The organism is Mesorhizobium sp. P2_A12, from assembly GCF_056405075.1.
Map to the genome: position 1 here is coordinate 1 of NZ_JBFUCU010000043.1, position 15,439 is coordinate 15,439.

8 protein-coding genes and 5 pseudogenes are annotated in these 15,439 nt (G+C 58.4%); 5 read left to right on the forward strand and 8 right to left on the reverse strand.

Going from position 1 to position 15,439, the window contains the following annotated elements:
* The first annotated feature begins 409 nt into the window (after nucleotides 1-409).
* The gene (locus AC1DZU_RS34545) at nucleotides 410-790 is read left to right on the forward strand and encodes a cupin domain-containing protein (protein WP_477291814.1); all 381 of its coding nucleotides are present in this window, start codon (nucleotides 410-412) and stop codon (nucleotides 788-790) included.
* 80 nt (nucleotides 791-870) lie between these two features.
* Here AC1DZU_RS34545 and AC1DZU_RS34550 read toward each other — a convergent pair.
* Nucleotides 871-1,378: pseudogene (locus AC1DZU_RS34550) on the reverse strand (transposase); the annotation flags it as partial.
* A gap of 1,374 nt (nucleotides 1,379-2,752) precedes the next feature.
* On the opposite strand from AC1DZU_RS34550, the gene AC1DZU_RS34555 reads away from it, so the two are divergent.
* Complete coding sequence (locus AC1DZU_RS34555; protein ID WP_477291816.1) at nucleotides 2,753-2,989, forward strand: hypothetical protein; 237 nt, start codon at nucleotides 2,753-2,755, stop codon at nucleotides 2,987-2,989.
* 495 nt (nucleotides 2,990-3,484) lie between these two features.
* Here AC1DZU_RS34555 and AC1DZU_RS34560 read toward each other — a convergent pair whose 3' ends face one another.
* Nucleotides 3,485-4,711, reverse strand: coding sequence for a M20 aminoacylase family protein (locus tag AC1DZU_RS34560; protein ID WP_477291818.1), 1,227 nt, complete (start codon nucleotides 4,709-4,711; stop codon nucleotides 3,485-3,487).
* A gap of 2,056 nt (nucleotides 4,712-6,767) precedes the next feature.
* Between AC1DZU_RS34560 and AC1DZU_RS34565 the strand changes: the two are divergent.
* A pseudogene (locus AC1DZU_RS34565) lies at nucleotides 6,768-7,094 on the forward strand (transposase); the annotation flags it as partial.
* Nucleotides 7,095-7,104: 10 nt separating this feature from the next.
* Here AC1DZU_RS34565 and AC1DZU_RS34570 read toward each other — a convergent pair.
* Together AC1DZU_RS34570 and AC1DZU_RS34575 are read right to left on the reverse strand one after the other, a co-directional pair.
* Nucleotides 7,105-7,257: pseudogene (locus AC1DZU_RS34570) on the reverse strand (transposase); the annotation flags it as partial.
* Entirely contained in the window at nucleotides 7,197-7,535 is a 339-nt protein-coding gene (locus AC1DZU_RS34575; protein WP_477291828.1) for an IS110 family transposase, read from the reverse strand. The pseudogene AC1DZU_RS34570 and the gene AC1DZU_RS34575, both read right to left, overlap by 61 nt.
* 355 nt (nucleotides 7,536-7,890) lie before the next feature.
* On the opposite strand from AC1DZU_RS34575, the pseudogene AC1DZU_RS34580 reads away from it, so the two are divergent.
* Both AC1DZU_RS34580 and AC1DZU_RS34585 read left to right on the forward strand, forming a co-directional pair.
* Nucleotides 7,891-8,073: pseudogene (locus tag AC1DZU_RS34580) on the forward strand (transposase); the annotation flags it as partial.
* Nucleotides 8,074-8,347: 274 nt separating this feature from the next.
* Nucleotides 8,348-9,109, forward strand: coding sequence for a LysR family transcriptional regulator (locus AC1DZU_RS34585; protein ID WP_477291820.1), 762 nt, complete (start codon nucleotides 8,348-8,350; stop codon nucleotides 9,107-9,109).
* A gap of 299 nt (nucleotides 9,110-9,408) precedes the next feature.
* On the opposite strand, the pseudogene AC1DZU_RS34590 reads toward AC1DZU_RS34585, so the two are convergent.
* From AC1DZU_RS34590 to AC1DZU_RS34605, 4 genes and pseudogenes are all read right to left on the reverse strand, one after another.
* Nucleotides 9,409-10,759: pseudogene (locus tag AC1DZU_RS34590) on the reverse strand (IS5 family transposase).
* A gap of 166 nt (nucleotides 10,760-10,925) precedes the next feature.
* Nucleotides 10,926-12,326, reverse strand: coding sequence for an MmgE/PrpD family protein (locus AC1DZU_RS34595; protein ID WP_477291822.1), 1,401 nt, complete (start codon nucleotides 12,324-12,326; stop codon nucleotides 10,926-10,928).
* A gap of 98 nt (nucleotides 12,327-12,424) precedes the next feature.
* A complete protein-coding gene (locus AC1DZU_RS34600; RefSeq protein WP_477291824.1) occupies nucleotides 12,425-13,582 on the reverse strand; it encodes an amidohydrolase/deacetylase family metallohydrolase in 1,158 nt (385 codons plus the stop codon).
* Nucleotides 13,583-13,694: 112 nt separating this feature from the next.
* Complete coding sequence (locus AC1DZU_RS34605; protein ID WP_477291826.1) at nucleotides 13,695-14,933, reverse strand: ATP-grasp domain-containing protein; 1,239 nt, start codon at nucleotides 14,931-14,933, stop codon at nucleotides 13,695-13,697.
* Nucleotides 14,934-15,439 lie beyond the last annotated feature (506 nt).

Genomic DNA, 15,439 nt, shown 5'->3' on the forward strand with positions numbered 1-15,439 from the left:
TATGCCGAGGTCTATGCCGAGGTCACCACCGCAACCGGCTCCGACGCTGCGCTGATCGAAGGCTCCGCGCCTCCGCCGGTTGCTCAACCCGCGCCAAGAGGCGTAACAGAAACGGCCAAGGCTCTAATCGCCGCTGGATGAATGTTCAGTGGCAGGTCAGAGGTTAACTAGAATTGGGATACTAGGGGTCTGTTATCGACTGGTGTAAACCATAATGGGCGCGGGATGGATTCTCTCGCACTCCTATCTCACCCGATGCCTACGAATGCGGCTGACTCACCAATCGTGGCTCGCCTGAAGAACGTACTGAATGACGAAAAGACGCCGGATTTCGGCAATATTAGGCAAAAAATTAGCGACCTTTGCCGCCTAAGTCCAATTGCGTGCCCCCACGCCAAAGTGAGAGATAATGAGCAGCATAACCAAAATTATCCTGTTTACAGATGCCGACGGTCGTGCGCGCTTTCGCGAAGAAGCGATAGAGTTCACCGAAGGGACGCCAGACATGGAGCTTTCGCGAGAATTTCCATGTGAAAGTTATCAACTGCGCCATAGTCCGGTCGGGTTTGACTTTACCTTTCATTGCGTCACTAGGCCGGCCTGGGTGCTCATCCTCCAAGGGCAGATGGAGATTATTCTGCGGGATGGAAGTTCTCGTCTTTTCAAGCCTGGCGATTGTCTTTACGCGGCCGACGTGCTGCCCGACGGCGCAACTTTCGATGAAAAAGTGCATGGGCATTGGTCACATCAGGTCGGTCCCGATCCGCTGGTCACGCTCTTTGTGCGCTGAACAGGCCAGTCGAGCATTGAGGGCGGCCTTCGATGAGCATGCGCCACCAGTTCCACATGGACAAAGACAAAGCCGGCGCGCTCATCCGCAGGCAATATTTGCCTCGTCAGCCATTTGCGCCCGCTGATCCCGACGAGGTTCCCATGCGGACACGGCGGGATCAGGTGGGCGTGGAGGATTGACTGGATCAGGTTCTTCAGCCGCGAACGCTGGCGAACCAGCTGTATCCGCCTGTGACCTGTCTGCCCTTCCGGAGAGATGGGTGACGGTTCATTCTAGAGGCATGGTAATATTACACTTTCGGCCCCTTGCTAGGAGAGCAAGCAGCGCCCCGGAACCCAGCCGGCAGAAAGCCCGAGGCGTAAAGCTTCGCAAGGACAGTGGCGTCGATCGAGTCAGTCGTCACCTTCGCGGGCGCGATCATGTGCACCTGCTTGGATTGGCGATCACTATCCGATCCACGTATGGCTACAGCAGTTCAGCGACGGCCAAAGCATTGACGGTCGCCTCGATCACCACATGGTCATAGTGGGTGAGTCCCCTCCTGGCGAACTCCTCGATATTATTGCGCAGCATTTGAACGCGGCCGAACCAGGAGGCAATCTTCAGTGCCGAAAACTGGCCGGCTCTTGATTGGAATGCTGGCCGGCTTCGAATCGGAATGGTGGCCAGTCTTCGATCGGAAAGGCGGCCGGCTTGACGTCGGAAGCCGCAAGCTGCGATCGTGGAGCGTTATCGAGCGGCGTGTCGCGATGGTAAGCGGCACATTCTGGATGAGTTCGTGGCGGTAACCGGCTATCATTGCAAGCACGCGATCCGTGTTATGAACCGTCGTGAGCAGAGGCCGTCTGCGGGCAAGAGCACAGCCGGTGTTAGGGCAGCGATGCCCGCGAGGCGCTCATCGTGTTATGGGAGTTTCGGAGCGGCTGTGTTCCAAACGTCTTAAGCCGTTGATCCCTGTCTTATTGCCTGCGCTTGAGCGACATGGCCGGTTAGCACTCGATGAGTGCGCTCCCGCGGCAAACTGCTGACAGCAAGCCCGGCGACGATAGATCGGCTTTTGACCGTGGTCGGCATCGTCGCTCGCGGCAGCCAGCGCCGCCGGGCAGGAACGAGTTCGGCAGTTCGCCGCTCGGTGCCAGTTCGCACCTTCGGCGATTGGAATGATCCGCCGCCCGGCGTTGTTGAGGCCGATTTGTGGCGCATTCGGGCACGTCTTCGTCGGGGAGCTTCGTGCAGACTATAGTGCTGACCGCCATTGCCACGGGACGGACCGATGCATTCCGGTCCGCACACGCGAGAGCGGCAATATCATCATGGCGATCAAGCAGGCCCGCTCGCGGTTTCCCTTTCCACTGCTGGGTGCCGACTTTGACAACAACAGCGCGTTCTTGAATGCGCTGGTCGTTTCCCCGCCGCAGCGAGTATCTGCACGAGATACGCTCTGGCGCTTATCGAAAGAACCAAGCGCATGTGGAGCAGAATAACTGCGCCAATCATGCGCCGCCCGGTGGGCTATGACCGGGTAGTCGGCATGGATTCGACGGCTGCCCGTGAACGCCTCTACGCTGTGGTGCGACTCCACGCCAATCTGTTCCAACCGTCATTCAAGTTGCAGGAGAATACACGGATCTGCGCCCCGTGATCAAGCGCTCTCATCCGCCAGTTCCACCCGCGGCCCGTATTCTTGCGCATCCGAAAGCGGCCGAGAACGACAAGGAGCGGCTATGGGCAATAATGGAGACAGCTGACCCTGTGCGGCTGTTGCCGGCATCCGCGCCGAACAGGAAGAGTTTGGAAACCGGATCGATCGTCGTGGGCTCAATGCGAAATTCGAGGAGCCGTTGGTCATCGATCTCCAGAGCTTCGCCGCGAACTTGAAAACAGCCTGGAAAAACGGCGAGACACGGACAACGCATCGGCGACCTATGGGCGGGCGAAGCCTGGCCGAAAAAACCCAGCATGTACGAGGCCTTTGAGGCGCGGCTCAAGGAATGGCTGAAGGAAGATCCCGCCCTTCCGGCAGTCGCCGTGCTACAACGGCTGAAGGATATCGATCCAGCTCGCTTCGCTAACATCAGAATGGTGGAACGGCTGGTGAAGGTCTGGCGCATGGAGATCGCTGGGCTGGTCATCTTCGACGGGGCTGGATTACGAGCTTGCCCGTACCACCTGCCGGCGCGACGGCAGGTGAAATGAGCACTGTCGCCTCCGCAGCCCTCGGTAATTGATGGGCGAGGCAATAGGAGGGGGGCAGTTGCGGATGGCGTTAGATAGTGGATCGAGCGAGGCCGAGCCGGCGGTTCGGTGTCTGTGTGGGTGTGACCGACTTTTATGCGCCTGCGCTTGCTCTATGATGCTGGGCGCAAGCCGGCCCCCGAACACGCCTGCACTCTGTTGGGCACTTGCAAACAATAGTTCTTCGAACGGGGAACATGCGAAGAATGCACGGCGCATGAATCCGGCGGTGATCTCGCCGATCGCGCTGGAACCGTCAAACGACATCGATCCGATCTTCATCCTTAAGCGCGATACGAATGGACTTTCCGCCGATGAGCGCTTGGCGAGCCGCCGTGAGAAGTGCGTGCCGGTTCTGAACGAGCTGAAGCGGGCCAAGCCCGCAGGGCACCGCCTAAGCGCCCGCACATGTTACTTCACGCGCCCCCGACGAATCATCTCATTTAATTCACTAAATCACCTCCCGGTCCGAACCGTGAGGTAGGATTTCTTCTTCGATCCTGCGGGGATTTTGGGCTGGCCGGCGGCCAAAACTGTCTCAACCAGGTTCACCCAGTAGCCGATGCCGTAGGCCAGCGCATCGTCATTAAAATCATACGCTGGGTTGTGCACAGATGCGGTTGGACCATTACCCAGGCGAACATAGGCCCCCGGCCGCGCCTCGAGCATAAACGCGAAATCCTCGGATCCCATCGAGGGTCTGGCCTGATCATTCACACGCTCGTCGCCCACGAGATCGCGTGCTGCCTTGATTGCTAATTTGGTCGCGTCCATGTGGTTCATAGTGACCGGCTCTAGTCGCCGGTACTTGAACTCGACATCGGCACCAAATCCACGTGCGATGCCTCGCGCGGACTCGAAAATCCGTCGTTCGGCGAAGTCCCGTAAACCAAGGGAGAGAGTCCTAACGGTACCACCTATGTAAGCCTGCTCTGGAATGATATTATAGGCCTGCCCAGCGGCCATCTTGGTGACAGACATGACAAGCGAGTCGAGCGGATCTGTGGAGCGCGAGACCAGACTTTGCAGGCCAACAATAATTTGTGCTGCAATAACGATGGGATCGACGGTTTTGTGTGGATGAGCCGCATGCCCCCCCTTTCCCGTCACGACAATGTCGAACTCATCAAGCGCGGCGCCCATGGGACCTTGGCAAATGCTGAACTTGCCGATATCCAAGCCCGGCGCGTTGTGCATGCCAAAAACCTGCGCGATTCCGAACCGGTCCATAATGCCTTCCTGAACCATCCTCTGGCCGCCCTGACCATCTTCCTCTGCCGGCTGGAAGATCAGGGCTACGGACCCTTTGAAATTGCGCGTCTTCGCGAGGTACTTGGCTGCGCCGAGCAGCATGGCCGTATGACCGTCGTGGCCACAGGCATGCATCTTCCCAGGTATCGTCGACGACCAAGGCTTGTTCGACGCTTCAAGGATAGGCAGAGCGTCCATATCTGCCCTTAGTCCGATCGTCGGGCCTTCTCCACCTTTGCCTTGTATCATGGCGACGATGCCGGTTTCAGCTATGCCCGTTTCAATGTGATTGATACCGAACGAAGCCAGCTTCTCGGCCACGAACCCGGCGGTGTTGTGCACCGCATAATCGAGCTCGGGATGCTGGTGGAGGTAGCGACGCCATTCGGTCGCCTCGGCCTGTAGAGCGAAGAAGGGCTCTGTATCGCGCATGTTTATATCCCACATCGAAGTTTGCTATCTCATGAGAGTTTCGTTGGTTGGCAACATTCGTCAAATTCAGTTTGTATATTCCGCACATCTGGTAACAAGATGGCCGAAACCGGCTGGGTTGCAGCGCGGCGATCAGGATGAGATTCGGCTCTCCCAGTTCGCCGCAGTATGCTGGGTAGTGCCTGCAGAGTGCCCCCACCTCATGACAATCACCTCCTGCGTGACTCTGATCTCATCAGCACGCTGTGCGATCGTCTGGGGCGGTCCGGCCGGCCCGTGCGGTTATGGCGTTCGCCAACTCACTAGCCTGGGCCCTCGCTGCGACGTGGGTGGCGCCATCGCTAATTCCGCGGAAGCCGTGCGATCGATGAAGACGAACCTTCGCGACGCCATCATGCTCGCCCGCCTCAATCGGGCCGGAGAGTTGACTCCCCGCGTGGGTGCCCGACGCCGATCACGAAGCCATGCGCGACCTATTCCGGCTGCGCAGCGTCGTGCGATAGGTGGTGACGCGAGCGCGTCAACATCTTAAGGGATTTCTGTTGCGTCACGGGCGCAAGCATGAGCGTGGGACGGCCTGGCGAATGGCTTACCGGCGATCGTCTTCAACTTTGGCCTTCGATCATCCCGGTCAGCAGATCGCATTTCAGGACTACGTCGTTGCCGTCATAACGCGAAACGGCGCCTGCAGCAGGTCGAGGAACAGCTACTCAGCCGCTCCCGGAATGGAACCAGCGCCGGTGGTTGACGCCTTGCAGGCAATGCGCGGTATCGCGCTGATGAATGCGGTGGTTCTGGTCGCGGACGTCGGCGACTTCGTATGCGATGTTCTGAGGGCACCTTTCGGGCGGCGGGGTGATTTCGGAGCCATGGAGGGCTTCGACATATGGCGATTTCAGAGCTTACGCTTAAGTCGGGTGAGGCGGAGCCGGTGCGCTGGTTGGAGGTGTTCACCGGCACTGGTCGGCGACGAGATTGGGCCGGCTTAAGAGGAAGGCTCGGCTCGTGGCGGAGAGCTATGGGCCGGGCGAAAGCGTGAGCCGGTGGCGCGCCGCTACGCGTTGTCCCCGCAAGAATTGTTTGCCTTGTGTAGGACGGCACGGCGCCGGACTGTCACGGATGCGGCATCACCGGGGTCCATGTTTGTGCCGGCAGTCGCAGATACGCCGACGCCGGTGCCTACGGTTAAGCGGCGGCAAGGCAGGAAGTGGCCCTCGACGCTGGTGTAATAGAACTTGAGATAGACGGCATCGCCATGCGGGTTGGCCGCGGCGCCTACGCAAAGACGGTTGCAGCCGTCATTCGTGCCTTGAAGGCGACGGCGTGATCGGGCCGACCGGGGCGGTCAAGGTGATGGTGGCGACGAAGCCCGGTCGACTTCGCAATTGGCTCGCAGCCGCTCAATGACAGGCTAGTTTTGCTGGGGAATGCGTGGACACCGATCAGCCCGATCATTGAGACTCCCAGGACACCCATCGAGAGCCGTACAACGCCGTCACGTACGCCATGAATTGGGAAACATGCGAACAATTGACCGATCTCTTCGTGCACTGGCAACTCGGTCTGATCGGCACGTTTGCCTGATGGGAGCCGTGTGAGCTGAGAGGTTCCGAGGTCGAGTCCGCCAATCGCAACCCAGCCGGTCCCAGTGCTACAAGCTGCCGCTACGAACGAGATTGTCCCTATGAACGCGTGAGCCTCGGGAACTGTTCAACGATGGACCTCCTCCGAGGCTCGTAGCGGTCGATCAGCACCTCTACCGCAACATTGACTACGGCTACGCCACCATCCACAAGGGCCAGGGTGCCACAGTCGACCGGGTGCACCCGGTCGCGCCTCCGCCGTATGGGCGGCGTCTAAAGCACATTGTCTTTACCAGCCACGTCCTTCGCCGCCGTGATCGCAAGCTCGGTCTGCATGGCATGATGGAAAACGACGGCATCGCTGCTCTGGAAATAAGATCGATCTCTTGGCGCCGGTTGCTTGGGCGATGCCCGCGACCGCCTTGCCCAGGCGCTTGTTCACAAGCTGACGCACCTCCGGCCTCAGCGTGCGCGCCGTGCAAGGCGGAAGGCAATTGCGGCTGTTCAATGCCCATTAAGACGAATAATATAAGGCTTCCAGCCGATTATAGGGTTCGATGGCGATGGCCGCTTTGTCGATGCCATCCTGCGAACGGGCAAACGGCCGAGTGGGGCTGAGATCCGCCCCCACCTGCGACGCCTGGTGCGTGGGCGATCCGGAGCAATTAGCCGAACACCCGGATCCTGATGCGAGCCGACAGCTATTCTTGCAGTCCGCAGGTATCGACTAGTGTAGCGCCAACGGCATCGACTTCATCCTCTGCCTGGCGCTCACCAGGACCTTGCGCAAGCGCGCGGCGGGCCCTACCATTTTTTTGAAAGAAGCTCGCGCAGTGCCGACGCTTCGAGCATCTGGTCGGCGAGCAGCTTCTTCAGCTTCGCGTTCTCGTCTTCCAAGGCTTTCAGCCGTTTGGCATCGGAGACGTCCATCCCGCCATACTTCGCCTTCCAGTCATACAGCGTCGACGAAACAAGCCTCGGATGACCTGCTCGTTGGCAGTGACCGTCCTGACGGCAGCCTTGCGCGCGGCGGTGAGCGTGCGCAGCCTCTGGTCGGCAGCGGACTTCAGATCAACTGCCTTAAACCAACCTCTGCGCACAGTCTGCGCAATCCCCTGTGCGTCATTCCGGTCCGTCTTCACCGACACCGCCCCGAGCCGCTTTGACAGGTCGACTCCCGAGACACACGACAGGGAGGCCCTCGTCGACCAGGTATCCGCCGATCCACTCCCATGTCGCACCCGCTTCAAAGCCAACGCGAACTAGATCGTCCCGCCATCGCTGAAGTGCAGCCGTCACAGCATCCGGGCCACCGGGCACCTTCCCCTGCCCAGCATCTCGCCGCTCGGCGATAACGCAAATAGCTACCGCCTAGAGTGAAGTATCTAGTCCTGCATAAACGCTCATGCCGATCTCCTTCCAGGTCGCCTCTGACCATCAGACAAACGTCATGATCCGAAAAGGGGCCAGGCGTTCAGCGAGCTGAACCGAATACCCCATCTTCTTCCGTAAACCGCGTTCTCTTCATCAATCCGTCCTTCAATCGAGGCCGGACTCTAATTCTCAGATGGAGGAAATTACCCGTGGCAGGTCACCTGCATAGCAGCGACGGCCATCCGGTTCCGGTCCGTTCCTGCACGCCCGCGCCTACTGGCTTATGTGAGGCTCGCGCGCCGCGATCCCGAAACGGTCCAGCTTTGCCCTCGCCAATTCGACACGCCGCGTTTGCGCCTCATCAAGATTGCCGCGCGGGTGGTCGAGACGAAAACCCAGATCCGCCCGCAACCGAAAGGGCGACCAGATCACCGCCTCAGCCCACCAAACGTTCAGCGCCGTGCATCAAGCGGACTAACTGTCGGTTGCGGGCGGCGTGTTTAAGCGCATTGGTTCTTCAGTCTTGCGAACGCGCGGAAACTTGGAGGCTTGGCGCAGAGACTACAATGAGCAACGGCCCACGGTGTTATCTGGAAACGTGCCGGCAGCGGAGGCTGCCAGTTCGGAGTAGATCATCCATTGATTCATCGAGTTCCACGTTGATTTGTTGATGGCTATCATGAACCTGCGGACCCTCGAGCAATTTATCACGATCGCTGAATTGGGAAGCCTCTCAAAAGCCGCAGCACGCCTTTCAGAGTCGCAACCTTCCCTCAGCCGGAGTTTGCGACATCTGGAAGCGCAGCTTGGTATGCCACTATTCTTTCGGCACGGACGGGGTCTCACTCTGACGCAAGCCGGAGATGTGTTCCTTCAACGTGCGAGGGCTGCTCTGAAGGAGATGGAAACAGCTTATGAAATTATTTCAGATTTGAATCAAAATCCTGGTGGCACCGTTTGCGTTGGCTTGCCGCCCGGCGTTACTAAGCTCGTGATGGTTGAAATGGTACAACGTTTCAGCTCCGAGTTTCCATCAGCCTCACTCAAAATGATAGAAATGTATACAGGTGATGTGCTGGAGCAGCTCGCCATGGGGCGCATAGACATCGGAGTTTTCTACGAGTGCCAAGCTGCCGCTGCGGTATCATATGAAGCTATTTTTTTAGAGAACCTCTATGTCATCGGCAGCCCAACATCTCCTATCGTGCGAAAGTCGACATGCCCATTTGAAGTCTTGACAGAGATACCACTGATTTTGCCCACGCGTCTGCAAGGCGTCAGAAGTGTGCTGATCGGGAAGCCGCCCGTGCAAGCCGTCCACTCCGACCCATTATGGAGATGGATGCCATGTCTCCATTGCTCGAACTCACCAAGCAAGGACTCGGATACACCGTGCTGCCTTTTGCGTCCGTTTATGATCTGGTGGCCAGGGATGACCTAAAAGCCTCGATGATTATCAAACCGGTTCTTACGCGGAAAGCGCGGCAACGGCCCTTCAGCAGTGCTTCGCGGGCGGCGCTCGGTTTGCTGCGTCGAGCTCTCGATGCCTCTGCCCCAAAAGCACGTTGGCGCTCAACGAAAGAGGGGACGTCTGTGGCTTTGGAGACCTGATGTGGTGCAAAAACCTTAGGCGGTTCGATCAAGGCAAACTCTAAATAGTCGCCCGTGAAGAAAGCCATTTCGGCACCGGCGTTGAAGGCGACCCCCGTTTCAGAGGCTATTCCGGTTGAGCTGCGGAGGTCAGGCTGATCGTGGCTGGACCGGTGACGCTGGAGCGGTTGCAAGCAGCGCCAGGAAATAGGCAAACAAAAGCCTCAGCCAGTTGAGCAAGAGGCTGAAGTTGTAGCCGACGGCGGCGAGCATGGCGTTGTTGGCGTCGCCTTCGGTGAAGGCCAGGAAGTTGCGGCCCATGCGGTGGTCCTGCTTGAGATGGCCGATGACCGGTTCGACGGCGGCCCGGCGTCGCAGTGCCCGCTTGACGGCCTTGGTGCGGCCGCGCCTGTAGCCGGCGACATGGACCTTGAACATCTTATCCTTCGGCGCGTTGTGGCCGCGATAGCCGGCGTCGGCGACGATCCTGCCGAGATTGGCGCCGATCGCGGTCTCGATGGCGGGAATGACGGTGGCCAGCGTGTGGCCGTCATAGGGATTGCCGGGCAGCGCCTTGACATGGGCGACGAACTGGCCGCCGCGGCTGCGCTGCAGCGTGGTGGCGACCGAGACCTTGACGCCGAACTCATAGGGCTTGTGGCCTTACCCTTGCCGATGCATTCCACCTCGGGAGCGTGCAGGGAATAGACCTTGCGGCCGCGCTCGCGCTGGTCCCTGACGCGCCGGGCAAGCGACAGCGGCAGGGCGAAGACCTGGGTCAGTTCGGGCTGCCCGGCGAGCTTGCGGGTAATGTCGCGGATCACCGCGCCGAGCATGGTGCGCAGCCGCTTGAGCGCCCGGTTGGCGCGCTTGAACTGCTTGGCATGGGCATAACGCTGATGCTTGATCAGCGCGAACTTGCCGACCCGCGCATAGGACTGGCGCAGGCCGATGCCGTGTCTTTTGGCCAGCGTCACCAGCCGCTCGCGGGCCCGCGATGCATCAGCTTGGCGTCGGTCGGGAAGGTGATGGCCTTCTCCTGCACGGTGGTGTCGACGATCACCGCACGGAAGTCGGCCGGTTTGGCCGCCCCCAGCCGCGTCGCTGCCGCGAGGCTCTCCTGCAGCAAGGCCATCAGCCGCTCCTCGCCCATGCGCAGACGCCAGCGCGTCAGCGAGCTGCGGTCGAAGGGCAGGCGGTGCTGGAAGAACTCCTCGCCGCAGAACAGCTGGTAATAGGGGTTCTCAAGCCAGCGCTCGCACAGCACCTCGTCGGACAGGTTGTGCATCGACTTGAGGATGGCCAGGCCCGCCATCAACCGGGTCGGCAGCGGCGGCCGGCCGGGATCGTCGTCATAGACCGCGCCAAGCCGTTGTTCGAGGAAACGCCAGTCGATCGACCGGGCCAGTTTCACCAGCGCATGATCCATGTTGAGGATCTGGTCGAGCCGGGATCGCAACAGGTCGGTCTGTCCGCTTTCGCGCCGTTCCTTCGGCCGCATCGCTCGCTCCCTCGCAGCTTCGCCACAACAGTCGAATCACGCGTACGGGCACGCTTTCAATTTGCCGGAAATCGCCGCTCAAAGCCACGATTTTCGGCAAAATCAAACGCAAAACTGGAGCCGAATCCTAAATTGAATCAAAGCCTTCCGAGTTCTTCACGGACGACTAAATAGACAAGGTTTGGCTCAGGTCACGAGCGGCCCAATTCTCTATATCACGGATGATTTCAAGAGCGTGAACAGCTTTGTGGTGGCCCAAGACTGACGAGACTATGTTGAGAAACTTCCTATCAAGTTTCTGATCCGGAAAGCCGCCCGCCTCCGAACTCCCGGAAGGCCATTCTGCGTTAGCCGACAAGATTGCACCGCTCTCACAAGTGATCACCACGCGCACTGGCAACCTGCCTTTCTCGAAATAGGCTTCATCGGCGGCCGCCTCCTGGTGAAGATTTACCCGTTCCGCCAAGGTTATGACCTCAGGATCGGTCAGGTCCGCCTCGAACATCCCAGACATCGGTGAACGACCGGTGAGTTCAAGAGCAGCAACATAGCGGGCGTTGAACTGAGCATCGATAATCGAGGTCGGCAGCGGCTTGTTCAGAGTTTGAGTCAACTCGCGAAAGCCATAAACATCAATCTTAGTAATGACCTGGCCCGCCAAACGAGCGGCGAGAAGGCGCAAGGAGTCGAGAAGAGTATGCGTCCAACGGCAGCAGGCATAGGGCTTGAAGCCCACATCAAGGGTAAGCCACTGGTCCCCAAGTTCATTGACGGCGAGTTCTTGGTTGTAGCAATCCGAACCAGACATCGTCCAGAACCCAGTGTCGCCATCAAAGATCTCTCGATGTCCTAGAAAATCTTGCTCAGCTAACATCGCTGAAAGAACTCCCACCTCGCTTGCTATGCCATAGCAATTTTTGATCCAAGAAAATGGAGGATCCCCTTCCAGAAATTTTCGGATGCTGGGAAGCGGCGCCTGAGCACCGGCCAATCCAAACGCGTTAAGAATGCGCGTATGCGTCAGCCCGATCAAACTAGCCGCAGCGGCGACGGCACCAAATGTCTGCCACGGTGAGAGGCCAAGGACCGCGCGCTTGCGTTCCGGCGTAGCCTGCACAGCCTGGCCAATACGCAAAGACACCTCATATCCTGCGACAATGGCGGTCACAAGATCTGCTCCCGAAGCGTCGCGCTCTTCCGCTAAAGCCAAAGCTGGCGGTATAACGGTTGCACCTGGATGGCCAACGTAATCGTCGTCAAAATCCAGCAGATTCGCAGCCTGAGCGCCTAGATAGCTCGCAGTCAGTACGCCCATTCGTAGGTTGGTGCCTGGGAAGGACACAGCATCGCTCGCGCCATGCCCCTGCTTCAGAACATCGCGAATGATTGTACAGGGTTGACTGCTCATGCCACCTATCATGCAAGCCACGCTGTCCAAACAGCAGGCCTTCGCATGGCTCAGGACGTCCGGAGGGATGTCCTCGTACCGAAGCCTTGTTATCCAGCTCGCCAACGTCGACGCGGTTCCTGCCCGGGAGCCTAAACTGCTTGCACTGGTGTGGTTCATATTGCTCTCCAATTAATAGAAGTGAGCGGGGTAGTTCTTCTCTGTCCTCTGACTGATTTATGATTCACAAAAGACACCGTGCTATGGTCGACGTCCCCTTAGGGCGCTGCCTCGCGATTGTCTTTCGAGGGATCCCACCAGCGGCCGTTCAAGACCACTCCCCGCGCAACAAGCCTTTGGTCGCCGCGCATGACCTCATTCCTGCAATCGACGTAGTCGAAGGAACCGTTCTCTAAGGTGAGGATCGTGGCGTCCCCTGCGGACCCCGACTTGAGCGATCCAAGCTCCGACCGGCGGAGCGCCGATGCGGCGTTAATGGTCGAAGCGGTGATAACCTCGTTCAGCGTCATCCCCAGACACAGAAACTTCGACAGGGTTGTCGTTTGATCAAACACCGGTCCGTCAATGCAGTCGGCATGAATATCGGACGAGATCGTATCGGGCTGGAATCCATCGGCCAGCATGGCACGCGCCGTCTTGAAGGCAAACGAGCCCTGGCCGTGGCCGATATCAAAAAGAACCCCGCGTTCACGTGCTTCCCGCACGGCTGCTCTAATTGCGCCCCGCGAATTGACAGGTGCGTTCGGGAAGGGTCGAAAGGCATGGGTGAGGATATCGCCACGTCTGAGACGGGAGACGACCTCCTCATAAGAGGGCGGCGGGAAATCGATATGGGCCATTAACGGCAAGCAGGTTTCATCGGCAACATGCAAGGCCATGTCGAGCGGGGCGAGACCGGAATTGCCTGACGCATACTTTCCGACCCGAACCTTTACTCCCGCGATCACATCCCGATTTGCTTCGATTACCTCGACGCTGTGCACCGGACACAGCAACCTTATCTCTTCACTTTCACCGACCTGAGATCCATAACCATAAATCCCCGCAAAGGATACATTGAGCAACGCCAAGATCCGGACTTGAGACTTCTCAATGATGTGCTTTCGAAAGCCGGCAAAGTTTCCTGGGCCGGCACTCCCGGTATCGACAACGGTCGTTACCCCGCTGGCGCGGCCGAACGCTTCCGCATCGATACCCAACGACGTTCCGCCCCAGTAGACATGCGTATGGAGGTCTATAAGGCCCGGGGTTACAATAAGGCCTGAGACATCCCGCTCAACTGTCCCCGCCTCCGATTCGAGTCGCGAACCAATAGCGGCCACTTTCCCGTTGAGGAAGGCCACGTCCATAGTCGCGTCCAGCGTTTGAGAGGGGTCAATGACGCGGCCGCCCCTGAGGATCAAATCATACAGCATTTTTGTTAAGCCCGAGTCTCAGCAATTTCCGGCTTCACGCCGTCAGATTTGCAAATTCGTTTCGATATGTTGATCGCTGGCGGTGGGGTTGTCATACCTTGCACCTTCGCAATTATGCTGCGCCACCTGCGCTGGTGGAGGCAGGTGATGAGATCGACCAACTGATCAAGTCGACGGCACGTTGAAGTATTGCCTTGGCCTCAGCATGGCTGGGTGAAGCGGCGATGACATATCCGATACGGTCACGGAAGTCGCCTTTCCTGACGATCGCCGTCTCGGGTTTTAGGTACAATTTCACCTCGGCCACACCTGTTAGAGCAGCTGCCTGGCTGTCGCCATCGATCCAATCGAGGGTGCCATCGCGATCAGCAATAAGAGATCGCACAACCGCAATCTGCGATTCTCTTTTGTGCAAACTCGGTTCATCGCCAATGACAAGCTTAATGTGCTCGGTAATGAGATCGACACCGTAAGCCAGCTTAATCAGTTGAGGAGTGGGCGCACCACCAAGACGCGGATTGACTTCAATGACGACTGGGCCACGTTTGGTCCACCGGAGTTCAATGCTTTTTGGCCCCCAGCTAAGGCCGAGAGCTCGCAAACTGCTCAGCGAAATATCGGCGATACGCTCATGGTCCTCATCGTTCAGCAGGGCCGGAAGAGTGCACTCCCGAAAGACGAAATGCGGTGACGGATCGTAGTCAGCGGCCCCAATCCCAACGACCTCATGTCCCATTACCGCCGCGAAATACAGGGGGCCTTGTGCGAATTCTTCGACCAATACCCTCGGCGGAAACCGGCCGACGTGCTTCCCGCCCAACAGAGAGGTCGTATGTTCGGCTAACTCCTCGATGTCACGGCACAATCGGACACCGACGCTGCCCGTGCCTACGACTGGCTTGACAACTACTGGTAAGCCGATTTCCGCCGTGGCGCTTTCCACTTCCTTTGCATTCGCTGCCACGCGATAAGCAGGAACTGGAACGCCAGCCTCCGCGAGGAGCTGGCGTTGAGCGAATTTGTCGTAGCATCGTTCAACAGATGCGGGGTTCGGTCCCGGTAGATTGAAATACCGGCAGAGCTTGCCAACTGTCGCATAGACCTCCTCCTCGGCGCCCGTAATGCCAGCAATGTCATAGGTTGTACGCAGCCGTGAGCATTCGCGGATCAGCGCATTCACATTGTCGGTATCGACCTGGATTACCTCCAAATTTTGATCCGCAAGATAGTCGTAGCGAGCTGGATCAGCCGACAAGGTGACTGGATGAAGACCAAGGCGTCGGGTCGCTTGGACGAACGGCAGACCTAAACCCCGATGCCCTTCAAGCATGATGAGTGCTCTCCTTGCCATTGTCTGTCTCCTACGTTGCGTGCCCTGTGCCTGCGACCTGCAGGACCATAAATCCGCATCAGCCTGTTCGGCCGTTCCTGGCCTCAGAACTTGTGGTGAACGTACCATCGTCAGCGATTTGCGGTTGCAAAGATTGTGTATATTTATGCGAAGGATCCGCAACGGCTAGCTCTCATGTTCCCTGTCAAGCCCAAGCCTGAAGGCGAGAGAGAACAACTGCTTGGCGCGAATGTGCAAAGCAGTCGGATTGGCTGGAACTGCGCTGGGTCGGGGGTGGAGCTCAGAGACGACGGGTTAATCAGACTCCCTCCGCGGGTTGGTTACCGCCTTCCGTGTCTTCGTCTCGGGGCTTTCCTTTTTCTAGAGGACGTGACCTGCCACTGAGAATTTCCTCCATCTGAGATTAGAGTCCGGGCCTTGATTGAAGGACGGACTGATGAAGAGAAAGCGGTTCACGGAAGAGCAGATCATCGCAGTTCTGCGCGAGCACGAGGCAGGTGCAAAGG

What these genes read in the sequence shown, in the direction of transcription:
- AC1DZU_RS34585 (WP_477291820.1), top strand. Translation starts at nt 8,348, where the DNA reads ATGAACCTGCGGACCCTCGAGCAATTTATCACGATCGCTGAATTGGGA.
- AC1DZU_RS34605 (WP_477291826.1), bottom strand. Translation starts at nt 14,933, where the DNA reads ATGGCAAGGAGAGCACTCATCATGCTTGAAGGGCATCGGGGTTTAGGT.
- AC1DZU_RS34600 (WP_477291824.1), bottom strand. Translation starts at nt 13,582, where the DNA reads ATGCTGTATGATTTGATCCTCAGGGGCGGCCGCGTCATTGACCCCTCT.
- AC1DZU_RS34555 (WP_477291816.1), top strand. Translation starts at nt 2,753, where the DNA reads ATGTACGAGGCCTTTGAGGCGCGGCTCAAGGAATGGCTGAAGGAAGAT.
- AC1DZU_RS34595 (WP_477291822.1), bottom strand. Translation starts at nt 12,326, where the DNA reads ATGAACCACACCAGTGCAAGCAGTTTAGGCTCCCGGGCAGGAACCGCG.
- AC1DZU_RS34560 (WP_477291818.1), bottom strand. Translation starts at nt 4,711, where the DNA reads ATGCGCGATACAGAGCCCTTCTTCGCTCTACAGGCCGAGGCGACCGAA.
- AC1DZU_RS34545 (WP_477291814.1), top strand. Translation starts at nt 410, where the DNA reads ATGAGCAGCATAACCAAAATTATCCTGTTTACAGATGCCGACGGTCGT.